This is a genomic window from Lichenicoccus sp. (assembly GCF_965276875.1).
In the GTDB taxonomy this organism is placed as follows: domain Bacteria; phylum Pseudomonadota; class Alphaproteobacteria; order Acetobacterales; family Acetobacteraceae; genus Lichenicoccus.
The window spans coordinates 924,750-948,404 of record NZ_OZ255701.1; the positions used below are offsets into that span (position 1 = coordinate 924,750).

Here is a 23,655-nt window from a genome sequence, read left to right on the forward strand (position 1 = left end):
CGTGTTGCGCGTTTGCCTCGGGCAGGTGGTGCGGCGAGCATCATCGACGTGTCGTGGCTGGATGGCTTAGCCGACAATCGGCAGGTCGACGGACTCATCGTTCTTTCCACGTGAACGACCGCTCAAGCGATACTTCATCGCATCGGCATCTGCCGAAAACGTCCGTGACGCGTAGAAGAGAGCAACCCCTGTTGCGAGCAGCATGACCGGGATCAGATACATCGCCTGGTGCAGGCCGATGGCCCTGAACGCGAGGCTCATGTGCGAAGCATGTGCCGCAATCATGGCGGCTTGCGCCGCGCGGTCGGACAAGAATCCCACGATGGTTGGTCCGAGGGCAGCGCCAAGCACATAGACCAGCGCGAAGAAGATCGCGACCGCGACGGCTCGCAAGCGGGGCTCGACGACATCCTGGATCGCCGGGAAGACACAAACCAGGAACTGGTATTGGAAGAGCCACCCTACGGCGAAGGCAAGCGCGAACGTTCCGACCGCGCCCTTGCCGACCCATAGGGCATAAAACGTCGCGAGCGACGCCACAACCATGGCCGCCGCGCCGAAGATCAGCCGGCCCTGCTCCGACCTCTGGTGAACCTTGTCGACGATCCACCCGCCTGCCGTGAAACCGATGAGGCCGGTCACGCCGAGGATGAGACCGCCGAGATCCGCTGCCTTGCCGAGGTCCAGCCCATAATATCGCTGCAGCAGCGGAACCATGAAACTCCCGGCCGTGTAGCCGGAAAAGTTTGACGTGACACCAGCCAAGCTGATCCACCAGATCGTGCGAATACGCAGGACTCGCCGTATCGGATCCTTGATTGGGACCTGCAGCGCCGGTGATGCCTCGGCTCTGCCGCGGGCGGGTTCCCTGATGAGCAGCGTGCTCAGTGCGACGAGCAACCCTGGGATCATGGCGACGAAGAAGGTTGCCCGCCAGGTGCCTGTTGCACGAACGATCAGGCCGGCCGTCGTGAAGGCGAGGAGCAATCCGGCGGGAAAGCCCAGCCAGTAGAAGCCTGATGCGCGCGATCGTTGGCTGGAGGTAAACAGGTCGCCGATCAGTGAAGCTGCCACCGGACTGCAGCAGGCCTCGCCGATGCCGACAGCCATCCGCACCGCCAAATAGGAACCGAAGCTCCAGGCAAGCCCGTTGAGGCCGGTGAAGACACTCCACACGGCGAGGCCAACGCCCATGATGACCTTACGGGACCCTATGCCCGCGAGCCTGCCGAGCGGGATTCCGGCGGCGGCATAGACCAGGGTGAAGGCCGCGGTGATCAGACCGAGCTGAAGGTCGTTCAGGCCGAACTGCTTGCGGATCGGCTTGACCTGCCCGACTTCTTCGGACCACGGTTAAGTGGAAAGACTGGCCCTCTGCTGCTGCCCTTGCCCCAGCCGGGGCGGTGATAGGACGGGCCGGGACGCGGAGGCCCCACATACCGCAGCGTCCCGGCCCGTCCTAACACGGGGCGCTGTCGTCGCCAGACCGGCCACAAATGCGGCCGGAGTTCGATAGCCAAGGCTCGAATGCGGTCGCACCTCGTTGTAGTGCCGGCGCCAGCTTTCGATCAAAACCCGAGCCTCGGCCCGCGAGCGGAACCACTCCATGTTCAGGCATTCGTCGCGGAACTTGCCATTGAAGCTCTCGCAGACGCCATTCTGCCACGGCTTGCCCGGATCGATCAGCGCTGTTCCGATCTTCTGCTTGCTGATCCACTTCATCAGCGCCTTCGAGACGAACTCCGGGCCGTTGTCCGACCTCAGAAACCGAGGTGCACCGCGCTCGCTCACCAGCCGCGACAACACCTCGATCACACGCGTCGACCGTAGCCGGGCGTCGACCGTGATCGCCAACGCTTCCTTGGTGAACTCGTCGGTCACCGTCAGACACTTGAGCTGCTGGCCGCTCGCGCAGCGATCGAACACGAAATCATACGACCACACCTCGTTCGCCGAACCAGGTGCCAGCGGCCGGGGTCGCGACGACGCAATCCGCTTGCCAGGCCCCTTGCGCGGCACCTGCAACCTGGCTGATCGCCACAGACGATGCGCGCGGCTGGCGCTCATCACCTCGCCCTCGCGGGCCAGGAACACGCGGATCCGGCGATAGCCATAGCGTGGATAGGTCGCCGATAGCGCCTTCATCTGCTTCACCACCCCCTCGTCCTTCACCGCCATGCGGCTCGTGTAGTCCAGCGCTGACCGCGCCACCGAGAACAGCGTGCAAGCCTGCCGCAGCGAGAGACCCCGCTCACGGCCATACGCCACCTGCCGGCGTCGAGCCTGCACGCTCACCAGTTTTTTTCCGCAACTTCCTTCATCACCTCGATCTCGAGATCGCGCTCGGCCACCAGCTTCTTCAGCCGGCCGTTCTCGACCTCGAGCTGGCGAAGGCGCCGGACACCCTCCGACTTCAGGTCTCCAAAACGCTTGCGCCAAGTGTAGATCGTCTGCTCGCTGACACCATGCCGCTTCGCGACATCCGACACCGCCTCCCGGTCCGACTCGCGGACAATCCCCACGACCTGCTCATCCGTAAATCTCGACTTGCGCATTGCCCCCTCCATCGAGGGGCCAGTCTGTCACATAATCCGTGGTCCGAAATTCCGGGAGCAGGCCAGGCTCGTTGATGATCCCTGGTATGGTCCGGTCATAGATATTCAGGACATTGGCGGCAAAGAGCACCACCATGATTGTTCGTGCATTGGGCGCGCGCTCGGCCTTCATTGTGATGCCCCTCCCCTGCCGGCGACTGTCGGCGATACCAAGCCGCGGCCGTTTTTGATTGGACGCGCTTGTCTGAACGCGCCGGTTGGGATCGACCAGGCTCCCTGTCCCGAAGACGATTTTCCAAGTAGACCGTCTATACCAAGCCGCGGAAGCGTCCTTAGACCAATTCGGCATCGCGCCCATGCCGTTGTTCTATTGGACCCGCAACGTCGCCAGTGCTTTTTACATGAAAATTGATCCGAAATGGCGCCGATACTCAAATGTGGCTTGAGGTAGGCGCAAGCATCGTCAGCATCCAACGATAACAAAAGTTGTTGCGAACGCCAGCCGACAAACTCGGGCAGGCAAACGCGGGCAAGACCAGGGGACGTTCATGATCTGCAAGAAGAGCCTTGTCGCATCTGCTTTAACCGCTTTTACGTGGCACGCCGCACTCGCAGCCGAAGGCGCGACATATGGAGGCCCGATTGGCGGCACGGATATCCGTAACGCCTACATCTCACCGGTTCCGGGCTTCTACGCCGGCTTCGCAGATGTTCCCGGCGTCTTCACGCAATTGAACGGCGCGAACGGCGGCAAGATTCCCAATGCGCGATTCAACCTCGTCACCAATACCAATGTGCTCGGCGTCGCCTACGTCTATCCGTTTCAGTTGCTTGGCGGCCGGATCCAGACGGATGCGCAGTTCGGCTATCTTGATTACGCACGATTCTCGGCTTTCAACCGAACGACGCGGATATCGGGCTGGACCGACAGCTATTGGGACCTTCTGAAATGGGGAAAATATCTCGGCACGGCGGCAGCGCCAGGACCCGGGCGAGCGCCATTGCCGTATGGCCTGGCGATCGGCACCGCCTATTCGATGTCCTTTCCGATCGGCCAATATCAGCCGCAGAAGCCCTTGCGGCCGGGCTCGAACGACTTCTTCATCATGCCAAGCGTGATCGCGACCTACTTGACGCAACCCAATATCATCGGCGATGGCGTCGAACTCGACGGGCGCCTGTTCTACAATCACGCACTTGAGAACGACTACAACCATTATCGTACGGGTGACATTATCAATCTCGACTACGCGGTGGCCGAGCGGAATGGCCGTTGGACCTTCGGCTTGGCGGGCTACGTAGCGACTCAGATCGGACGAGACACCGAGAGCGGCTTTACCGTGCCCGTGCGCGGTAAGTATTTCGTAGCGGCCAAACTCGGACCGATTGTTGCGTATGACATTCCGCAATTGGGCATTCAGTTCAAGCTCAAATTGGGGGAACCGCTGTATATCAAGAATACGGTGTCCGGCCCCTCTGGCGTCCTCTCCGTTGGGTTCAAACTGCCGTGACCCACAAGTCTCGCGTTCATCAAGGTCGGTGAAAAACATGCGTATTGGTATCATCGGCGCAGGATTTATCGGGCGGGCTGTGGCGCGCCTTGCCATTCAGCACGGCGACGAAGTCATGCTGAGCAATTCTCGTCATCCGAGGACTCTCGCGAGCACGATGGTGGCGATCGGATGCAGGATCGGGACCTCCAGGGACGCGGCGGAATTCGGGGATGTGGTCGTGCTTGCGGTTCCCTTCTTTGCCGTGCGGGAGATTGCCGCGGACCTGCTCGCGGGCAAGACCGTGCTGGATGCGGCGAACTACTATCCCCAGCGTGACGGCGCGATCGAGGACCTCGACACCCGCTCCACAACGACGAGCGAGATGGTGGCGCGGCATTTCAAGAGTGCCAAGATCGTCAAAGCCTTCAACGCCATTCTTGAGAAGGATATCGAGAAGGACAGCCGTCCGGCGGGTGCAGCAGACCGTCGGGCACTGCCGATCGCCGGCGATGACGCGGACGCAAAGCGGAGTGTGCGCGACTGGCTGGACCGGCTCGGCTATGATGCCGTTGATGCGGGGATGCTTTCGGAAGGCTGGAGATTCGAGCGCGCGCGGCCGGCATACTGCGTGCCGCTCGATAGCGGCCGACTTCGCCAGAAGCTGCAGGACGCGGGCACGACCGTCGCCGAAGGTTCCTGGCGGAAATGAGCAGCCTGGAGAACAAGCCGGCAGGTATCGCGGGCGAAGATGGTTCGATGCCGATACGGCTTCGGCATGAGCCTCATCATGCCCGGTTGTCGGACGCGTCCAGTACAGCGCGTCATTCAGCGGAAATCGTGCATTCTCCTTCGATGCGGGGCGTAGCGGCGCCAGGTCGTTGTCAGTTGGCCCGATCCGTCGCGCCCTCTTGCCTTAGCACAGTTCAAGGAGCCCGTTTGTGGTGAAGATCTTCACGGTCGATAGTCCGTTCTCGCCAGGCGTGCCCAACCTCGCCTCGCTCACCCGCCAGGCCGAGAAATGGGAGGCGTCGCAAGCCATCGACCAGGTCCTGGTGGGGTATTCCGCCCTCTGGCCGCACAATTTCGCCACGGCGCCGACCTTGTTCGCGCTGACCAGGAGGGTTGGGCTGATCGTCGCCCACCGGCCTGGTGTGATGCACCCGACCGCGGCGGCGCGCTGGTATGGCACGATGGACGTGCTCTCGGGCGGCGGCCGGCTGGCCTGCAACCTTGTGTCCGGATCTTCCGACAAGGACCTGCACCGCGAGGGCGACTACGAGATAAAGGCCGTCCGCTACGAGCGGGCGACCGACTACGTCGCGTGCATGAAGCAGTGCTGGAGTGCGCCTGCAAAGTTCGACTATGACGGCAAGTTCTACAAGGCCGAGACTGTTCAGCAGTTCGTGCGGCCGGTCTCCGGACATGTGCCGATCTACATGGGCGGAGACAGCGAGGACGCAATCGACTTCGGCGCCCACCATGCGGACATCTACATGCTCTGGGGCGAACCGCTGGCTGGAACACAGGAGCGCATACGCAAGGTTACCGAGGTTGCGCGAAAATACCACCGGGTGCCGGAGTTCTCGCTGAGCTTGCGGCTGTTCATCGGTGAGACCGAGGATGCGGCCTGGGAAAAGGCGCGCGCGGTCGAGACGACCATCCTTCAAGCGCAGGGAACCAACCGGTTCATGCGCTCGTCGAAGAACGATCAGTCGGTGGGCCGCAGCCGGCAATTGTCGTTCGCCGACGAGGAAATCCACGACGCGTGCTTCTGGACCGGGCTGGTGAAGCTGCTTGGCGGGTTCGCCAACTCTGCCGCCCTGGTGGGCACGCATGACCAGGTGATGCGGTCGTTGCGGGCCTATCGCGACCTGGGGATCGGCGCGTTCCTGATCACCGGCGGCGCCGAAGGTCTATGGGATCCGTCGCTGGAGGAGTTCCTGGTGCAGGCCAAGGCGGCGCTGTGATGGCGATGCCGCGACTGCGCATCAGGGACGTCTCGCCGCGACTTGGGCTGCAGGCCCACATTGTGGAGACGCAACACAAGATCGAGCTCGTCGAGCGGCTGATCGCGGCCGGTGTGCCGGCGGTCGAGGTGTCGTCGTTCGTCAACCCCAAGCTGGTGCCCGGCCTTGCCGACGCCGAAGCGGTGTTCGCCAACGTCTCGCGGCCGCCCGGCGTTTCGCTCGAATGCTGCGTTGGCAACCTGACTGGTCTCAAGCGCGCGATCGACTCCGGCGCGCACGCCGCTTGGTTCCTGCTCGCCGCCGACGAGGAATTCTCCCGCGCCAACATCGGCCGGTCGATCGACGAGTCGTTGGCCGAGCTGGCGCGCATGCGCGAGGCGGCGGCGCGCTCGGGCACACGGCTGGGCACCTATCTGATCGCCGCCTTCGGCGGTCCGGTCGGGCTCGCGCGCGGACCCGACGACATTCAAAGCGTCGCCCGGCGGCTGTTGGAGATGGAGGTCCGCGACTGGATCCTTGCCGATTCCTGCGGCTATGCCGCCCCGCCGCAGATACGCGACATGGTGCGGTTCGCGGCCGGCCTCGTCGGACTCGAGCACGTGACGGTGCAGGTGCATGACAGCCGCGGCATGGGTCTCGCCGACATCGCCGCCCTGGTGGATGTCGGGATCACCAACGTCGATCTGTCGCTGGCCGGTTCGGGCGCCCATCCGGCGGCACCGGGTGCTGCCGCGGGTGGCGTGTGCACGGAGGATGCGGTGCAGATGCTGGAGCTGATGGGGGTTGCGACCGGCGTGGATTTGCAGGCCCTGCTGGACGCGGCCAACTGGCTCGACGGAGTACTCGGCGGCCGGGAAAAGGGCTTCACCCGACGGATCGGTCGGGTGCCGACGAACGCGTTGCAATCCGAGCAGGCGCGCGCGCTGCGCGGCCCGTTCAGCTGGACGGCGCGATGAACCTCCGCAACTTCTCGCAAACGCAACATATCGACGAGGGTTGGACCCTATGAACAGGCATGAATTACAGGATTTGGGAGGTGGCACGATCAGCGGCCTGCTGGCGCAGCGCGCGCGGTATGCCCCCGCCAACGCGGCACTCGTCTTCAATGCGCACACATACAGTTTCGCCGATCTGGACCGGATGGCGAGTATTGTCGCCGCCGGACTGATCACGCTCGGTCTGCGGCCGGGCGATGTGGCCGCCACCTTCATGGGAAACCGGCCCGAGCACCTGTTTACCTCCTATGGCGGTTCGCGCGCCGGCGTAATCAGGGTGCCGGTCAATACAGGCTATAAGGGTGCGCTCCTGGCGCATGTGCTGGCGCATTCGGAGGCAAAGCTGCTGGTCATGGAAGCCGCCCTCGCGGACGCGCTCGCAAGCCTTGACAAGCTGCCGTCGTCGTTGCGGATCATCGTCTGTGTCGACGGCATGCCGGCCGGTGTTCCGCCGGGCGACGTCACCTTGCTGTCTTGGGAGGAGATGCTGGCGGCCGCGGGTCCGGCCACCGCGTTTCCGGTCACCTTGCCGCACGACGTCGGCGGCATCGGTTTTACGTCCGGCACCACCGGCAGGAGCAAGGGCGTGGTGTCGCCGCAATTCCAGGCGCTGATGATGGCCAAGGAGACCGCCGGCGCCCTGGGCTTCTCCGCCCGTGACCGGGTCTATACCTGCATGCCGCTGTTTCACGGCATGGCATCCGTCACCACCGCACTCTCGGCGATGTATGCGGGGGCCGCCACCATCCTGTCGCAGCACTTCAGCGTCTCGCGGTTCTGGGACGAGGTGCGCGACGCACAGGCCACCCAGTTCAGCTGTCTCGGGTCGATGCTGCACATGCTTCTGTCGGCCCCGCCCTCCGCGCGCGACCGAGACCATCGCATCGAGCGGGTGTTCGCGGCCCCCGCACCGCCTGAGGTGCTCTATCGCTTCGAGTCGCGGTTCGGCGTCCACATCGTCGAGGGCTACGGCCAGACCGAGATCAAGAACATCCTCTATAACCCGCTCCTGGGCCGCAGGATCGGCTCCATGGGCAAGCCGACGCCGTCGAGCATCCTGGAGATCCACGATGAGAACGGCCAGGCGCTCGGCCCAGGCGAGATCGGCGAACTGGTCTACCGGCCCAAGGTCGCCAACATCATGATGAAGGGCTACCTCAAGGAACCGGAGAAGACCCTGGCAGGCATGCAGGACCTCTGGTGGCACACCGGGGACATGGCCTCGATGGATGGCGACGGCTTCTTCTATTTCTTCGATCGCAAGACCGACTCGTTACGCCGTCGCGGCGAGAATATCTCCTCGCAGGAACTCGAGGGGCTGCTCGCGGCATTCCAGGGCGTACGCGAGGCCGCGGCGGTCGCCACCCCCTCCGAGGTCGGCGAGGACGAGGTGCTGGTGGTGCTGGAAGTGGCGGAGCCGGCGACGTTCGACCTGGCTGCCTTGCACGAACATTGCCAGGCAGTGATGCCGAAATTCATGGTGCCACGCTATTACCGCATCATCAGCGGCTTTCCGCGGACGCCTACCGGCAAAGTCCAGAAGGCGGCACTGCGCGCGGACGGCGTGACCACCGACACCTGGGACGCCCGCCCGGCCCGCGTGGTTGCATAAGGCATGTAAACGCGCGGCGACGCAGGGAACAGCCGATGGATCTTCGTGGATTGATGTTCTATCGCAGCGTCGTCGAGCTCGGTACGATCTCGAAGGCCGCGGCGTATCTGCGCATCGCGCAGCCGGCCCTGAGCCGGCAGATACAGAAGCTGGAACATGCGGTTGGCGTGAAGCTGCTGCAGCGCACCTCGAAGGGCGTGATGCCGACAGCGGCGGGCGTCCTGTTGCTCGAACGCACCGCGCGCCTGGAGGCCGAACTCGCCGACATCTCTCGCGAGGTCGCCGGCACCGTGCAGGAGGTCGGCGGCCCCCTGCACGTGGCCGTGCAGGCGCCGTTCTCGACGATGCTGATCCCCGATCTGGTCAAGGCCTACCTGGCGGAGCATCCTGGTGTCGCCCTGCACCTGGTTGACGGCTACAGCGCGGACGTGATCGACGCCCTCCTGGATGAGCGGCTGGACGTCGCCATCACCGACGCGCCCAGCCACAAATCCAGCACGTTGACGGTGACACCGCTCTGGACCGATTCGCTGCAGTTGTTCGGACCCGGCGCCGCCGCCGGCACCGGACTGTTCCAGGTGGCACCGGCCCCACTCGCGGAGGTGGCCAAGCTGCCGCTGATCCTGCCTACTGCCCGCTACACGATCCGACGGCTGGTCGACGCCGCCTTCGCGCACGAGCAGCTCAAGGCATCGCTGATCCTGGAGGCCGATGGTCCCGCGATGATCTCCGCCATGGTGAGTCGAGGCCTCGGTTTTACCTTGATGCCGGCTTTCGGGACCGCCGCGCAGATCAACCGGAACAAGGTCTGCATCGTCGAGACGATGCCGAGCATCGACCGGCCGGTGAGCATCGTGACGCGCACAGCGGTTCAGAACGAGCGGAAGGTCACGACGTTCGCGCGCCTGTTCAAGGCGGCGGCCCTGGATCTGATGGAACGCGAACAGCCGAAGTCGGTGCGGTTCAACTACTCGGACACGAGCCAGCTCGCCACCGGCAGCCGGGCGTCGCTGAGCCTGGTGTCCAGCAACATCAAACCAGCCCGGCGCTGATGCCCGGTCGCCGCAAAGGAAGAACACGATGACAACATTAACCGTGGCCGACGCTCGGGCGCTCACAGAGGCCGCGATGATAGCGATCGGCCATAACGGCGAGGAGGGCAGGATCATCGCCGACCACCTGATCGACTGCGAACTGAGGGGTTTGTCCTATGGTGGCCTGCCACGCGCTTTGTCGGTGATCGAGCGGGTACAAGGCACCAAAACGGCAAGGCGCCCGATCACCATCCTGCAGGAAACACCGGTGTCCGCGGCACTCGATGGCGGCGATCAGGTCGGCTATCTGGTCGGCGATCGCGCGACCGATATCGGCATCGCCAAGGCCCGCGCCAGCGGGATCGCCGTCGTCGGTGCGCACGAGACCTGGTATACGGGGATGTTCTCCTACTACCTCGAACGGATCACCAGAGCGGGTTTCGTGGGCATGATCGCCGGCAGCGGCGCACCCCTGGTGGCGCCGCATGGCGGCACGGAGGCACGCTTCAGCACCAACCCGATCGCGTTCGGCTTTCCCTCTGACGACGCACCGGTGATCTGGGACATCGGGACTTCGGCGGTCATGCTGGGCGAGATGATCCTGAAGATGCGTCTGGGCGAGCAGATCGCGGAAGGCCTCGCCTTCGACGCGGCGGGCGCGCCAACCCTGGAGCCGCGTGCGGCGTTAAGTGGCGGGGCGTTCTCGGTCTGGGGCGGGCACAAGGGCTCCGGGCTGGCGATGGTCGTCCAGCTGCTGGGCATGCTGTGCGGTCAGGTGGCAAAGCCGGACGGGCTTCGTGATTGCGGATTTTTCCTTCTCGTCGTCGATCCCGCCCTGCTCACATCGGCCGCGGATTTCAAGCGTCGGGTGGCGGAGTTCGCCGGCGTTCTGCGTGCCACCCGGCCGCTCGACCCCAACAGGCCGGTCAGGGTTCCGTTCGACCGCTCTGACGCGGAGCGCGCGCGGCGCCTCTCCGAGGACGCGATCGAGGTTCCCGACGAGATCTATCAGGCTCTCAGGAGGGTCTGCGGGCAGGCAGACTGATCGTCCCGGTGGCGCAAACATGGAGCACATGATGGATACGGCCGCTTGTCTCGCGTTGAACTACAAGGCAGCGATGCGACGGCTCGTGGCCAGTGTTACGATTGTCACCAGCCGGGATCTGCTGACCGGCGTGCGATGCGGCATGACCGCGACCGCGGTGACTTCACTGACCGCGGACCCGCCGGCGCTCCTGGTGTGCGTCAACCGTTCGGCTAGCATGCATCCGACGCTGGCGATCGGCAGCCGGTTCTGCGTCAATGTTCTGGGCGAACCGCATGGCGCGCTGGCGCGTGCATTCGGCGGCGAGACCGAGCCCTTACGCCGGTTCGACGCGGGTGTGTGGGGTGAAGACCCGGACAGCGTTCCGTTCCTGATGGACGCAGCCGCAACCGTATTCTGCGCGGTCGACCAGCTTATCGATTACGCCACCCATTCGATCGTCATCGGCCGCGTCTACGCGGCAGGCGGGGACACATCGCAACGGTCGTTGATCTGGGCAGATGGCGGATTTGCGAAGCTCGTGGTGATGGACTAGGCGTTCATGGCTGCTGCCCGTGCCGCCGAGCGGTCCAGGCGTCGCCGTGGGCGAAGCGGACCGCGGCCTCCGCCGCACGCAGCAAAGCGCGGGCCTTCTGGCGGGTTTCCTCGTATTCCGAGGCCGGCACGCTGTCGGCGACGACGCCGCAGCCGGCCTGGACATGCATGACGCCCTCCTTGACCACGGCCATGCGCAGACCGATGCAGGTGTCCATGCTGCCGTCGGCGCCGAAATAGCCGATGCAGCCGCCATAGGGGCCACGCCTGGTCGGCTCCAGCTCGTCGATGATCTGCATGGCCCGGATTTTCGGCGCACCGGTTAGCGTGCCGGCCGGAAAGCCCGCGATCAGCGCGTCCAGCGCCTCGAGCCCGGGACGCAGGCGGCCCTGCACGGTCGATGAGATGTGCATCACATGGCTGAACCGCTCGATGGCAAAGCTCTCGCTGACCCGCACGCTGCCGATCTCGGCAACACGACCGACATCGTGGCGCGCCAGATCGATCAGCATCAAATGCTCGGCGCGCTCCTTCGGGTCGGCGAGCAGGTCTTCGGCGAGCCGGCGGTCCTCCTGGGGGTCGGCGCCACGCGGACGGGTGCCGGCGAGCGGACGCACGGTCACCTCGCTCTCACGCAGACGCACCAGCACCTCGGGCGAGCTGCCGACCAGGCTGAAGCCATCGAAATCGAGGAAGAACAGGAACGGCGACGGGTTGATACGGCGCAGGGCGCGGTAGAGCGCAAACGGTGGCAGTCCGAACCCAACCGAGAAGCGCTGGCTCGGCACCACCTGGAAGGCGTCGCCGGCGGCGATGTAGTCCTGGATCGTGGCGACCGCCGCCTCGAAGCCCGCGCGGGTGAAGTTGGCGCGCGGCATCTGCGGCTCCGGCTCGAATGCGTCCGGCACATGCAAGGCCGGCACAGCCGAGGAAAGCGGTTGTGCCAGGGCCGCACGGGCGAGCTCCAGCAATGCGGTCGCCGCCGCCTCGTTGCCGTCACGCACCGGTGCCGCCAGGGTCAGTTCGTCGCGCACATTGTCGAAGATCGCAAACAAGGACGGGCGCAGCAGCACCGCCTCGGGCAGCCCAAGATCGTCGCGGGGCGCATCCGGCAGGTGCTCCATCTGTCGCACCATGTCGTAGCCGAGATAGCCGAACAGGCCGGCGGTCATCGGCGGCAGGCCCTCCGGCAGCGCGATCTGGCTGTCGCTGATCAGCGCGCGCAGGCTGTCCAGTGCGGCGCCGGACTCCGGCTCGAAGGCACCGCCGCGCGATGTCGCCACTTGGCCTGCCAGGCAACGCCAGACCACATCCGGCAACAGCCCGATCACTGAATATCGGCCGCGCGCGGCACCGCCCTCGATGCTTTCGAGCAGAAAGGCGTAGCGACCGGCATTCTCGATGCTGCCGGTCAGCTTGAGGAAGGCCGCGACCGGGGTCAGCAGGTCCGCCGGTTCGACGCTGTGGACGATCCCCGCCACCTGGTTATTGACCCACGACGCTGCGGACTTCCTGGGCGTTGATCCGCGGCTGCATCTTGCGTCGCAAGGCCATCGCGTAGCTCGCCTCGATGTCGTCGGCGACCGACTGGTCGAGCCGGGTCTGCATTCGGGCGAAAGCGAGCCGGTTGCTCTGCGGCCCGGGGTGTTGGATGCCGGTGACGGTGGCCACCACGAAGCCGCCCGGCGTTTGCAGCATGGTCGACTTGCCGGGTGCCAGGCCGAACGCCTGCAGCACCAGGGCGGCCGGCACCCCTGGGGGCGGCGTGCCGCGCCCGATCGGACCGACCTGGACGATGTCCGTGCGCCCGAGGGCGGCAAGCCCGTGATGGCTGCGCGCGCTGGCGAATAGTGCGGCGGCCTGGGTGTTGGCGGCGTGATGGATCGCGGCCTCGCGCACATCCTGGCGCACCTTGTCCTGGACCGCCGCGAAAGCCAGTGGACGGGCGGGAATTTCCTTCTCGACGATCAGCGCGAACTCTGCGTCCTTCGGCCCCTGCTTGATCTCGGCGGGTGCACCTGGCTTTTGCGCGAAGGCCTGGGCCAGGATCGCCTGACGCAGCGCCTCGGAGCCCGGCAACGGCGCGGGCAGGCCGTCCTGGGTCATGCCCTGGGCGTCCAGCGTCCCCTCGGCCGCGACCGCGCCGATATCGCCGGGGATCTGGTCGAGGCCGCTGCCGCCGGCAACCGCGTCCTGCAGCTTCTGTGTCCGGTCGGCCATGCCGTCGCTGGCGCGCGCCTCGGCGATCTCGTCATGCAGTTTCGGGCGCATCGCGGCAAAGCTCTTGGTCGTGGCGGCCGTCACCTTGGTGACCTTGAGCACCACCCAGCCGGACTCCAGATGGGCGGGTCCGGCGACCTCGCCTGGTTTTGCGCCAAAGGCGAGCGCGCCGAGAGCCGGCTCCGGAAATGTGGTCTGCGGTGCGTCATCAAGCTTCACCGGTATGCTGTCGGTCGCCGCGGCCTGCATCTGCGGCCAGCCGGCACCGCCGCGCCAGAGCACGGCCAACGCCTCGGCGCGCGCCTGACTGGGGGCAGTGATCACCTGCACCGAGCGCTTCTCTGGCACCTGGCCGGTTCCCACCAGCTCCTTGAAGGCCGCCCGCTCGTCGGCCTCGGAGACGTCCATCGATCGCGCCACTGTCCGCGGCGAGAGCACCACCAGCTTGATGCGCCGATATTGCGGCGCTTTGAACGTGTCGGGGTGGTTGTCGAAATAGCGTTGCAGGGTGGCGTCGTCGGCGGCCGGCGGTGGCGGCATTGAGGCGAACGGGATGCGCACCATGTCGAGCGTACGCGTCTCGGCGGCATAGTCGAAGGCGTGCCGCACCAGCACCGCGGGTGCGATGGCCCCGATCCGCACCGATTCGATGAGCGCATTGGCCTTGAGGTCGTCGCGGAACAACGACAGCAGCGTGGCCTCGGTCATGCCCTCCGCCTGTAGCACACGATCGAAGCGGGTACGGTCGAACTTACCGTCGGTGCCCTTGAAGAGCGGGGCCGCGAACACCGCGTCGCGCAGCACCGGATCCGGGACCACGATCCCGAGATCGGTAGCCTCACGCAGCGCCTCGGCCCGGCCGACCAACCCCTGCAGCACCTGCATGGCAATCTGGCCGCGCTCGGCTTGGGAAATTTGCGAAACATCGCCGCCGGTGGTCTGCCGCGCCACGGCGGCCAGTTGCTGGCGAAAGGCGCTATCAAAGCTGTCCGCGGTGACCTTCTCGCCCTGCACGGTGGCGACAACGCCTGGACCACCACGCCCCATCGAGGAAAACACGCCGCTGACGCCCCAGGCGACGAAGGCCACGAAGATCAGGCCGGCGAACACCCGTCCGAGCCAGGAATCAACGAACAGATGTCGGAAATAGGAGATCATCGCGGCGCACCTATAGGCCGGGCGACCGCCCGGCACAATCTGCCGGTCATTGCTGCCGGTGGGCACAATCCGCCGAGCTGTAGGACGTTGAAATCGCACGGAAGGGCTCTGGTACGCCTCCTGCATCACTGCTTGCGGACGTGCCGGCGGCCAGAGCGGCGTACCGGCCAGAAAGGATGATCGATCATGTCAGTCGCAGCCGCCGGATCGGCCAGCGCCGGATGGTTCAAACAACTCACCACGCCGACGACGGGCGCCGCAGGCGCCGCCGGTGGCAGCGCGATCGCGCAACTGCTCGGACAGGCCTCAGGGCAGTCTGCTTCGACATCCGGATCCCAGGCCTCCAGCCTGAGCGCCTCCGGCAGCCTGTCCAGCCAGCTCCAGAATGTCCTGCTCAACCTGCAATCGACGCCGACGGGCGGCAACAGCAGCGCCAAGCCTGGCACCCAGCCTGGTGGCGTCAGCATGCACCATGGGCACCATCATGGCGGATCGTCGAGTGATCAGTCCGACCCCAACAGTCTTCCCGGTGCGATCAGCTCGACCGCAAGCGACATCAGCTCGCTGCCGACCTCGATCGGGCAATCGATCAGCAAGGCGGTGCAGTCGTATTTCACCGCGTCGAGCGCCAACCTCCCCGGTGCCGCCACAAGCCCGCAGCTCGCCTGAAGGCCTTCGGCGATCCTCTTGTCATCAACCTCGCTTGCATGGTCTACCCGCGCGACGGGCCGCGAGAGACCATGCAATGCGTCAGTTGATTGCCGGGAACTGGAAGATGAACGGGCTGACGGCCGAGGCGGAGGCGCTGGCCGAGGCGATCCGCGAGGGTGTGAGCAATGCGCAGACGCCACCCGCGGCGGATTTGCTGTTATGCCCGCCCTTCACCGCTATTGCTACCGTGGCCCGCGTGCTGGCCGGCAGCGGCATCGCCTGGGGCGCCCAGGACTGCCACATGAGCGACCACGGCGCGCATACCGGCGACGTGGCCCCCGGAATGCTGCGAGACCTCGGCGCCAGCCATGTCATCCTTGGGCACTCCGAACGCCGCCATCACCATAACGAGCTCGACGAGACGGTGCGTGAGAAGTGCGTCGCCGCGATGCGCGCTGGCCTGATCCCGATCGTCTGCGTCGGCGAGAGCGAGGAGCAGCGCGCCGCCGGGCAAGAGCAGGACGTCGTCGGCTGGCAGATCAAGGGCAGCCTGCCTGACGGGTTTGCCGGTATCGTCGCCTACGAGCCGGTCTGGGCGATCGGCACCGGACGCTCGGCGACCGAGGAGGACGTGGCTGCCATGCACGGCTTCGTGCGCGCGGAGCTGATCCGCCAGCTCGGCGAGGATGCGGGGGCAGCGATCCCGGTGCTCTATGGCGGCTCGGTCAATCCGGACAACGCTGGCGCGATCCTCTCGCTACCCGAGGTCGGCGGCGCGCTGGTCGGCGGCGCCAGCCTCAAGGCCCATGATTTCCTCTCCATCATCCACCACGCAGAAACCGCATGATCACTGTCCTGCTCATCGCGCATCTCATCGTCACCCTCACTTTGATCGGCACCGTGCTGATCCAGCGCAGCGAGGGCGGCGGCCTCGGCATCGGCACCACTCAGGGGATGGGGTCGTTCATGTCCGGACGTGGCACCGCGAACCTGCTGACCCGGATGACCGCGGTGCTGGCGGCACTCTTCATGGGTCTGTCGCTGACGCTCGCGTTGCTCAACAAGGGCACCTCTGGCGTCGGGCGCGACATTCTGGCGCAGCCGCCGACTCACACCGCCCCTGCCTCCCCTGTGCAGCATCCTCTTGCCAAATCCACAGGTCCGAGCGTGCCGACCCAGTGAGCCGCACGCCTGGAGCACACGGCTCCGGTTTCGATGTCGCCATCGTCGGCGCCGGTGCCGCGGGCCTTGCCGCCGCCGCCGTCCTTCGCGGCACTGGACGGCGCTGCATCCTGCTTGAGGCCGGCATGCGGATCGGCGGACGCGCTCATACCGCGCGCCCGGACTGCCTTGGCGGCGCCCGCTTCGATACCGGCGCCACCTGGCTGCACCAGACCGACCGCAATCCACTCGTCGCATTGGCTCGCGCCCGCGGCATCACGCTCCGTCCCGCGCATCAGGGCGCGATGCGGCTGTTCGTGGGCGACCGCCCGGCCACCGAGGCCGAATCAGCCGATTATGACGAGGCAACCGCCGCCTGGGAGCGACGGGCATGCAACGACGCGGCTGGACCAGACCGGCCGCTCTACGAGGCGGGCGGTCCCGCCGGACCCTGGACCGCCAATATTGAGAACTGGCAGGGCTCGATCATCGCCGCCGCCGACGCTCAGGCGATCGGCCTGCATGACTGGCGCCGCAACCTGCTCGACGACAGCGATCTCAGCCCGCCCGACGGTGTTGGCACATTGCTGGCCGAACTGCTCGGCCCGATGGCGGGTGATGTCGCCTTCGGCCACGCCGTAAGCGCGATCGATTGGAGCGGCAGCGACGGCTGCGTGCTGGGCAGCAGCCATGGCCCTATTAAGGCCGGCGCCGTCATCGTCACCGTCTCAACTGGCGTGCTACGCGCCGGCGGCATCAAGTTCTTCCCGAGCCTCCCCGACACCACGCGCATCGCCATCGACGGCCTGCCGATGGGGCTGCTGAGCAAGCTCGCCTTGCCCGCCACCGGCGAGGACCGACTCGGGCTTGCCCCCGGCACCCTGCTGGAGCGCCGGCTCACGTCTCGGGGACGCGGCGGCATGCTGCTTGCGGCTTGGCCCGAGGGGTTGCCCTACGTCGCCGGGTTCTTCGGCGGCGGCATGGCGTGGGACCTCGCGGATGCGCCCGAGGCGGCGCTGAGCCAGGCGCGCGCCGGCTTGCGAGAGCTGTTCGGCGCACGCGCGGACACGGCACTCTCAACCGGGACCGGCTTCGTCACCGACTGGGCGCGCGATCCATTGTTCGCCGGCGCCTACGCATACTGCCCGCCCGGGCGGGCGGAATCCCGCGCCATGCTGGCGGCCCCGGTGGGTGGCCGGCTGCTGTTCGCCGGCGAGGCCTGCCGCACCGACGGTCTCGCCGGCACTGTCGGCGGCGCGCTGCTCGACGGGGAACGCGCGGCGCGCTGGCTGCTGCGCGCACATTTCGGCGTGCAATCGCCGCCTTGCCTTGCGGACGGGTTCCCTGCCGATACGAAGCCGGTGTAGGGAGAGGGTCCATGACGCGGTTCGTATTCATCACCGGCGGCGTGGTCTCCTCCCTCGGCAAGGGCATCGCCTCCGCGGCCCTCGCCGCCCTGTTGCAGGCACGCGGCTACAAGGTCCGCATGCGCAAACTCGACCCCTATCTCAACGTCGATCCGGGCACGATGAGCCCGTATCAGCATGGCGAGGTGTTCGTCACCGATGACGGTGCGGAGACCGACCTCGATCTCGGCCATTACGAGCGCTTCACCGGGGTGCATGCGAGCCGCGCCGACAACGCCACCACTGGGCGCATCTATTCGGACGTGATCGCCCGCGAGCGACGCGGCGACTATCTGGGCGCCACCGTCCAGGTGATTCCGCACATCACCGACGCCATCAAGGAGGCGATCGTCGGCGGCACCGACAGCCTGGATTTCGCCCTGATCGAGATCGGCGGCACCGTCGGCGACATCGAGAGCCTGCCGTTCCTGGAGGCAATCCGGCAGCTGCGCAACGATCTCGGCCAGGATCGGACGATGTTCATCCATCTCACACTGGTGCCGTTCATCGCCTCGGCCGGCGAGCTGAAAACCAAGCCGACACAACATTCGGTCAAGGAGCTGCAGAATGTCGGCATCCAGCCGCAGATGCTGCTGTGTCGCTCCGACCGCCCACTGCCGGAGGGCGAGCGCGGCAAGATCGCGAATTTCTGCAATGTCCGTCCCGAGGCGGTGATCGCCGCCCTCGACGTCGATACCATCTACGCCTGCCCGGTCTCCTATCACGCCGAGGGCATGGACACCGAGGTGCTGCGTCATTTCGGGCTGCCGCATGACGGCGAGCCTGACCTCGCCGGATGGGAGCGCGTGCTGAGCGCGATACGCAATCCCGAGGGCGAGGTGCGTATCGCCGTGGTCGGCAAATATACGAGCCTGCTCGACAGCTACAAATCGCTCGGCGAGGCGCTGATCCATGGCGGCATCGCCAACCGGGTGAAGGTGCGACTGGACTGGGTCGACAGCCAGATCTTCGAGCAACATGGCGCCGTCGAGCGGCTGCAGGACGTGCACGGCATCCTGGTGCCGGGCGGCTTCGGCGAGCGCGGCTCGGAGGGCAAGATCGAGGCGGTCCGCTTCGCCCGCGAACGCCAAATTCCGTTCTTCGGCATCTGTTTCGGCATGCAGATGGCGGTGATCGAATGCGCCCGTAATCTGGCCGGGCTGGCGCTCGCCTCCTCCACCGAGTTCGGGCCGACAGACGAGCCGGTGGTTGGGCTGATGACCGAGTGGGCGCGCGGGCCGGAGCTTGAACGACGTCGTTCGGGCGGCAATCTCGGCGGCACCATGCGTCTGGGCGCCTACCCCGCGGTGCTCGCACCCGGCTCGAAGGTGGCTTCGGCCTACCAGGCGCACGAAATCAGCGAGCGGCACCGGCATCGCTGGGAGGTCAACGTGCACTACCGCGAGCGGCTCGAGGCGGCGGGGCTGGTGTTCTCCGGCATGAGCCCGGACGGGGTGCTGCCGGAGATCATCGAGTACCCGGACCATCCCTGGTTCATCGGCGTGCAGTATCACCCCGAGCTGATGTCAAAGCCGTTCGCGCCGCATCCGCTGTTCAAGGGCTTCATCGAAGCCTCGCTCAGGAAGGCCCGCCTGGTATGACGACGCTGCACATCGGCGATCTCGCCGTCGGCAACGACCGGCCGCTGACGCTGATTTCCGGCCCCTGCCAGATAGAGTCCGCGGGCCATGCCATCGAGATGGCCGAGGCCCTGGTGGCGCTGTGCCGGGCGCGGGGGATCGGCCTGATCTACAAATCCAGCTTCGACAAGGCCAACCGCACCAGCCTGGGGGCCGCGCGCGGCGTCGGCCTGAGCCAGGGTCTCGCGATCCTCGCCGATATTCGCCAGCGCTTCGGTATTCCCGTGCTCACCGACGTGCACGCCCCCGAGCAATGCGCCATCGCGGCACAAGCAGTCGACGTGCTGCAGATCCCGGCGTTTTTGTGCCGCCAGACCGACCTGCTGCTCGCGGCCGGGCAGAGCGGTGCCGCGGTCAACGTCAAGAAGGGCCAATTCCTCGCCCCTTGGGATATGGAGCGCGTCGCCGCCAAGATCGCCTCGACCGGCAATACGCACATCCTGCTGACCGAGCGCGGCACCTCGTTCGGCTATAACACTTTGGTGAACGACATGCGCGCGCTGCCGATCCTGGCCCGCATTGGTTATCCGGTGGTGTTCGATGCGACCCATTCGGTGCAGCAGCCCGGCGGTCTTGGGGCGGCCTCCGGCGGCGAGCGCGAGTTCGCGCCGGTGCTGGCGCGCGCCGCGGTCGCGGTCGGGGTTGCCGCGGTATTCCTCGAGACACACCAGGATCCCGATCATGCCCCGAGTGACGGACCCACGATGATCCCGCTACAACAGATGCCGGCGGTGCTTGATGCGCTGCTGGCCTTCGACCGCGTGGCCAAGGGCCTGCCCTCAACGGAAGGTGTCGCGCAATGAGCGGATTGTCGGGAATGCTTGGCGGCCTGTTCGGTGGCCAGGAAAGTGGCGGCCAGGATAGTGAAGCGCATCAGGGCGCCGGCGGCCTGCTGGCCCAGGTGATCAACGCAGCCGGCGGCCCTGCGGGAATCGCCCAGAAGTTCCAGGCCGCGGGCCTCGGCGACAAGGTGCAATCCTGGATCGGCACCGGGCACAACCTGCCGGTCTCGGCCGAGCAGATCACCAAGGTGTTCCCGCCCGAGCAGATCGACAACTGGGCGCAGCAGCACGGCCTACCGGCCGGAGTGGCAAGCCAGGTGCTCGCCCAGTTCCTGCCGCACGCGGTCGACCAGACCACTCCCGACGGCGACGTTCCACCGACCGGCACGCCGCAGGCCGACGCCTCGAACTTCGACTTCGCAGGCTTGATCGGGCGACTCACCGGTGGACGCTGAGCCGTCTCGATAATGTGATTATTGAGACACCGGACGCGGTGCTGAACTCGTTTCGACAATGACAGCCTCGGGGAACCGTCAGATGCGCCTGGTACATACAGCTCTCATGGGCGGTGGCCTTGCCCTGTTCAGCCTGTGCGCAACGGTGTCCAGCCCGGCCAACGCCGCGTCGATGAAGGAGTGCAGCGCCAAGTACAAGGCCGCGAAGGCCGATGGCAGCCTGGCCGGCGAGAGCTGGAAGGAATTCCGTGCCAAGCAATGCACCTCGGCCAAGCCGGTGGCAGCGACACAGGCCACCAGCACCAGTGTCGCGAGCGCCCCCGCCGTGGTCACAAAGGCGCCGACATCGACCGGACGAGCCACCTTCCCGAGGGTGGTCAACCCGAAATATGCCAAGGAAACGGCCGGCAAGGCGCGCATGCATACCTGTCTCGACCAGTATCACGCGAACAAGGCCAACGGCGGCAATGGCGGCCTGCGCTGGGTGCAGAAGGGCGGCGGTTATTACAGCGAGTGCAGCAAGAAGCTTAAAGGCTAGACACACGCCCACGCGGCGTCTTGCCCGGCTGACCGGCAGAGGCCATTTTCCGGTGCATGCTCAAGCTTGCTTTTCTTCCCGAACGCGCGGTGATTGCTGTCGCGGGCGACGATCGTGCCACCTTCCTGCAGGGCCTGGTTTCCAACGATGTAACGGAGGTCGCGCCCGAGCGCGCCGTCTGGGCGGCTTTGCTCACCCCGCAGGGAAAATGGTTGGCCGACTTCTTCATCATCGCGGACGGGGACCGCCTGCTGCTGGATTGTGAGCGTGCCCAGGCAGAGATGCTGCTCACGCGGCTGACCCGCTTCCGACTGCGCGCGAAGGTGGAGCTGTGGCTGACCGCGCTGTGCGTGCATGCCGCCTGGGGAGCCGAGCCGAGTCGCTCCGGGAACACGTTGGTGGCGCGAGACCCGCGCCTTCCCGACGCCGGATGGCGGGTGCTCGCAACTCAGGCGGGGGACTGGGAGGCGGACGCCGCCGACTGGGACCGGCACCGTCTGGTGCTCGGCCTGCCTGACGGGTCACGCGACTGCGAAAGCGAGAAGACCCTGCTGCTGGAGGCCGGCTTCGACGAACTCGGCGGCATCTCCTGGACCAAGGGCTGCTACATGGGCCAGGAGCTGACCGCGCGCACGCGCTATCGCGGCCTGCTCAAGCGCCGGCTGGTGCCGGTCGCCTCCGATACCGCCCTGCCGACGCCGGGAAGCATCCTGCGCCATGACGGCGTCGAGGCCGGCACCATGCGCTCCTCGCGTGACGGTCTCGGCATCGCCTTGCTCCGCCTCGAGCATCTGCATGCGTCGCTCGATGCGGACGGCCATGCGCTGCACACGCGTGTGGCGCCGTGGATGCGGCTGCCGGAATGACCATCGCCGATCAGGTCGTCTTCGGGGCGGACGGGTTGGTTGCGGCAATCGCGCAGCAGCACGATACCGGCGAGGTGCTGATGCTGGCCTGGATGAACCGTGCCGCGATCGACGAGACGCTGCGCACCAACCAGGTCTGCTACTGGAGCCGCAGCCGCGAGCGGCTGTGGCGAAAGGGCGAGCAATCCGGCCAGACTCAGCGGCTGGTGGCGCTCAGGCTTGATTGTGACCGCGACGCGGTGCTGCTGCTGGTCGAGCAAGCCGGCGTCGCCTGCCATACCGGCCGGCGCAGCTGCTTCTATCTGCAGGCCGATGGCGCCGAGCTGCATGAGATCGCACAACCTACCGTCTCCCGGGAACAGCTCTACGGCGGCGCCTAGGGCGCATGCAGCCGACGATCTTCCTGGTTGCCGGCGAGGCCAGCGGCGACGTGCTGGGCGCGCGGCTGATGGTTGCCCTCGCCACGCTGCGCCCCGGACTACGCTTCGCCGGGATCGGCGGCCCACATATGGCCGAGCAGGGCCTGTCCAGCCTGTTCCCGATGCGTGAACTCGCGGTGATGGGATTGGTGGAGGTCCTGCCGAAAATTCGCGCGCTGTCGCGCAGGCTGCGGCAGACCGCGGACGAGATCGCCCGCACCCGTCCGGACCTGGTGGTCACCATCGACAGCCCAGGCTTCACCCTGCGCCTGCTGCGCCGGATCGCGCTCCTCGGGATTCCGCGCGTGCACTACGTGGCACCCCAGGTCTGGGCCTGGCGCGAGCATCGTGTGCGCGAGTTCCCGGGCCTGTGGGAACGTCTGCTTTGTCTGTTGCCATTCGAGACCGCGTTCTTTGCACAGCACGGGCTGGAGGCGCGCTTCACCGGCCATCCGGTGTTGCAGTCCGGTGCGGATCATGGCGACGGCGCGGCCTTCCGCGCGCGCCATGGCATTGCCTTGAACGCGCCCGTCGTGATGCTGATGCCGGGCAGCCGGCGCAGCGAGGCGCCACGGCTGCTGCCGGTGTTCGGAGCCACCGTGCGCCGGCTCGCGCGCACCCATCCGGACCTTGCCGTCGTCGTCGCCGCCTCGCCGGTGGTAAGCGCGACCGTGCTGCGGATGTCGCGCCGATGGCCGGTTGCCCCGATCATCGTCACCGAGACCCGCGACAAGCACGACGCCTTTGCCGCCAGTGGTGCGGCGCTGACCAAGTCGGGCACCTCGACACTGGAACTCGCCCTCGCCGGCGTGCCGATGGCCGTGACCTACCGGGTCAACCCGCTGACCGCCGCGATCGCGCGACGGCTGATCCGGGTCAAACACGTGGCGATGGTCAATCTGCTGGCCGGCCGCACCCTGGTGCCGGAGCTGCTGCAACAGGACTGCCGCCCGACCCGGCTTGCTGCCACCCTCGCTCATCTGCTCGACGACAACGCAGCAGCGTCCACCCAGCGCGCGGGGTTTCGCGACGTGCTCAACCGGCTGCGCCCCGAAACCGGCACGCCTGCGGAAGCCGCCGCTCGCGAAATCCTCGCCGTTCTCGACAGGCCGTAATGTTTCATG

Annotated in this window: 23 protein-coding genes and 1 pseudogene; 19 read left to right on the top strand and 5 right to left on the bottom strand. The window is 66.4% G+C overall.

Translation table 11 applies throughout. The features are described 5' to 3' along the window. Nucleotides 1–66 precede the first annotated feature (66 nt). From ACQY4K_RS04675 to ACQY4K_RS04685, 3 genes and pseudogenes are all read right to left on the bottom strand, one after another. Nucleotides 67–1,320 carry a spinster family MFS transporter gene (locus ACQY4K_RS04675; protein WP_428395974.1) on the bottom strand — a complete coding sequence of 418 codons (1,254 nt, stop codon included), beginning with the start codon at nucleotides 1,318–1,320 and terminating at the stop codon, nucleotides 67–69. 180 nt (nucleotides 1,321–1,500) lie between these two features. Next, nucleotides 1,501–2,555 (bottom strand): annotated as a pseudogene (locus ACQY4K_RS04680) (IS3 family transposase); the annotation flags it as partial. Beyond that, nucleotides 2,530–2,727, bottom strand: coding sequence for a hypothetical protein (locus ACQY4K_RS04685; protein ID WP_428393843.1), 198 nt, complete (start codon nucleotides 2,725–2,727; stop codon nucleotides 2,530–2,532). The gene ACQY4K_RS04685 and the pseudogene ACQY4K_RS04680, both read right to left, overlap by 26 nt. Nucleotides 2,728–3,103: 376 nt before the next feature. Here ACQY4K_RS04685 and ACQY4K_RS04690 point away from each other — a divergent pair, with 376 nt between their 5' ends. From ACQY4K_RS04690 to ACQY4K_RS04725, 8 genes are all read left to right on the top strand, one after another. After that, on the top strand, nucleotides 3,104–4,066 hold the full coding sequence (locus ACQY4K_RS04690) for a SphA family protein (RefSeq protein ID WP_428393844.1): 963 nt from the start codon (nucleotides 3,104–3,106) through the stop codon (nucleotides 4,064–4,066). After that, nucleotides 3,951–4,757 carry an NADPH-dependent F420 reductase gene (locus ACQY4K_RS04695; RefSeq protein ID WP_428393846.1) on the top strand — a complete coding sequence of 269 codons (807 nt, stop codon included), beginning with the start codon at nucleotides 3,951–3,953 and terminating at the stop codon, nucleotides 4,755–4,757. Before ACQY4K_RS04690 ends, ACQY4K_RS04695 begins: the two co-directional genes overlap by 116 nt. Nucleotides 4,758–4,986: 229 nt before the next feature. Then, nucleotides 4,987–6,015 (top strand): LLM class flavin-dependent oxidoreductase, encoded by a 1,029-nt coding sequence (locus ACQY4K_RS04700; protein ID WP_428393848.1) that lies wholly within the window; start codon nucleotides 4,987–4,989, stop codon nucleotides 6,013–6,015. Continuing rightward, nucleotides 6,015–6,971, top strand: coding sequence for a hypothetical protein (locus ACQY4K_RS04705; protein ID WP_428393850.1), 957 nt, complete (start codon nucleotides 6,015–6,017; stop codon nucleotides 6,969–6,971). The genes ACQY4K_RS04700 and ACQY4K_RS04705 overlap by 1 nt, the downstream gene beginning before the upstream one ends. A gap of 49 nt (nucleotides 6,972–7,020) precedes the next feature. After that, the gene (locus tag ACQY4K_RS04710) at nucleotides 7,021–8,622 is read left to right on the top strand and encodes an AMP-binding protein (RefSeq protein ID WP_428393852.1); all 1,602 of its coding nucleotides are present in this window, start codon (nucleotides 7,021–7,023) and stop codon (nucleotides 8,620–8,622) included. Between the two features lie 35 nt (nucleotides 8,623–8,657). Beyond that, nucleotides 8,658–9,674 carry a LysR family transcriptional regulator gene (locus ACQY4K_RS04715; protein WP_428393854.1) on the top strand — a complete coding sequence of 339 codons (1,017 nt, stop codon included), beginning with the start codon at nucleotides 8,658–8,660 and terminating at the stop codon, nucleotides 9,672–9,674. A 28-nt stretch (nucleotides 9,675–9,702) separates the two neighbouring features. Then, on the top strand, nucleotides 9,703–10,701 hold the full coding sequence (locus ACQY4K_RS04720) for an Ldh family oxidoreductase (RefSeq protein WP_428393856.1): 999 nt from the start codon (nucleotides 9,703–9,705) through the stop codon (nucleotides 10,699–10,701). 28 nt (nucleotides 10,702–10,729) lie between these two features. Next, entirely contained in the window at nucleotides 10,730–11,236 is a 507-nt protein-coding gene (locus ACQY4K_RS04725) for a flavin reductase family protein (RefSeq protein ID WP_428393858.1), read from the top strand. A gap of 4 nt (nucleotides 11,237–11,240) precedes the next feature. Here ACQY4K_RS04725 and trpE read toward each other — a convergent pair whose 3' ends face one another. Together trpE and ACQY4K_RS04735 are read right to left on the bottom strand one after the other, a co-directional pair. Continuing rightward, nucleotides 11,241–12,716 carry an anthranilate synthase component I gene (trpE, locus tag ACQY4K_RS04730; protein WP_428393860.1) on the bottom strand — a complete coding sequence of 492 codons (1,476 nt, stop codon included), beginning with the start codon at nucleotides 12,714–12,716 and terminating at the stop codon, nucleotides 11,241–11,243. Between the two features lie 4 nt (nucleotides 12,717–12,720). After that, complete coding sequence (locus tag ACQY4K_RS04735; RefSeq protein ID WP_428393862.1) at nucleotides 12,721–14,613, bottom strand: SurA N-terminal domain-containing protein; 1,893 nt, start codon at nucleotides 14,611–14,613, stop codon at nucleotides 12,721–12,723. 186 nt (nucleotides 14,614–14,799) lie between these two features. Between ACQY4K_RS04735 and ACQY4K_RS04740 the strand changes: the two genes are divergently transcribed. From ACQY4K_RS04740 to lpxB, 11 genes are all read left to right on the top strand, one after another. Beyond that, the gene (locus ACQY4K_RS04740; RefSeq protein ID WP_428393864.1) at nucleotides 14,800–15,282 is read left to right on the top strand and encodes a hypothetical protein; all 483 of its coding nucleotides are present in this window, start codon (nucleotides 14,800–14,802) and stop codon (nucleotides 15,280–15,282) included. A 76-nt stretch (nucleotides 15,283–15,358) separates the two neighbouring features. Beyond that, the gene (tpiA, locus tag ACQY4K_RS04745) at nucleotides 15,359–16,111 is read left to right on the top strand and encodes a triose-phosphate isomerase (protein WP_428393866.1); all 753 of its coding nucleotides are present in this window, start codon (nucleotides 15,359–15,361) and stop codon (nucleotides 16,109–16,111) included. Beyond that, the gene (gene secG / locus ACQY4K_RS04750) at nucleotides 16,108–16,446 is read left to right on the top strand and encodes a preprotein translocase subunit SecG (protein ID WP_428393868.1); all 339 of its coding nucleotides are present in this window, start codon (nucleotides 16,108–16,110) and stop codon (nucleotides 16,444–16,446) included. The genes tpiA and secG overlap by 4 nt, the downstream gene beginning before the upstream one ends. Beyond that, on the top strand, nucleotides 16,443–17,792 hold the full coding sequence (locus tag ACQY4K_RS04755; protein WP_428393870.1) for a flavin monoamine oxidase family protein: 1,350 nt from the start codon (nucleotides 16,443–16,445) through the stop codon (nucleotides 17,790–17,792). Before secG ends, ACQY4K_RS04755 begins: the two co-directional genes overlap by 4 nt. 11 nt (nucleotides 17,793–17,803) lie before the next feature. Continuing rightward, nucleotides 17,804–19,432, top strand: a complete 1,629-nt coding sequence (locus ACQY4K_RS04760) for a CTP synthase (protein WP_428393872.1) — start codon at nucleotides 17,804–17,806, stop codon at nucleotides 19,430–19,432. Continuing rightward, nucleotides 19,429–20,274: a 3-deoxy-8-phosphooctulonate synthase gene (kdsA, locus tag ACQY4K_RS04765; RefSeq protein WP_428393874.1), complete on the top strand. Its 846-nt coding sequence runs from the start codon at nucleotides 19,429–19,431 to the stop codon at nucleotides 20,272–20,274. Before ACQY4K_RS04760 ends, kdsA begins: the two co-directional genes overlap by 4 nt. Beyond that, nucleotides 20,271–20,708, top strand: coding sequence for a YidB family protein (locus ACQY4K_RS04770; RefSeq protein ID WP_428393876.1), 438 nt, complete (start codon nucleotides 20,271–20,273; stop codon nucleotides 20,706–20,708). Before kdsA ends, ACQY4K_RS04770 begins: the two co-directional genes overlap by 4 nt. Nucleotides 20,709–20,814: 106 nt before the next feature. After that, on the top strand, nucleotides 20,815–21,246 hold the full coding sequence (locus tag ACQY4K_RS04775) for a hypothetical protein (protein ID WP_428393878.1): 432 nt from the start codon (nucleotides 20,815–20,817) through the stop codon (nucleotides 21,244–21,246). A gap of 56 nt (nucleotides 21,247–21,302) precedes the next feature. After that, nucleotides 21,303–22,112: a YgfZ/GcvT domain-containing protein gene (locus ACQY4K_RS04780; RefSeq protein WP_428393880.1), complete on the top strand. Its 810-nt coding sequence runs from the start codon at nucleotides 21,303–21,305 to the stop codon at nucleotides 22,110–22,112. Beyond that, on the top strand, nucleotides 22,109–22,492 hold the full coding sequence (hisI, locus tag ACQY4K_RS04785) for a phosphoribosyl-AMP cyclohydrolase (RefSeq protein ID WP_428393882.1): 384 nt from the start codon (nucleotides 22,109–22,111) through the stop codon (nucleotides 22,490–22,492). Before ACQY4K_RS04780 ends, hisI begins: the two co-directional genes overlap by 4 nt. Before the next feature lie 5 nt (nucleotides 22,493–22,497). Beyond that, nucleotides 22,498–23,646 (top strand): lipid-A-disaccharide synthase, encoded by a 1,149-nt coding sequence (lpxB, locus tag ACQY4K_RS04790; RefSeq protein WP_428393884.1) that lies wholly within the window; start codon nucleotides 22,498–22,500, stop codon nucleotides 23,644–23,646. Nucleotides 23,647–23,655: the final 9 nt, after the last annotated feature.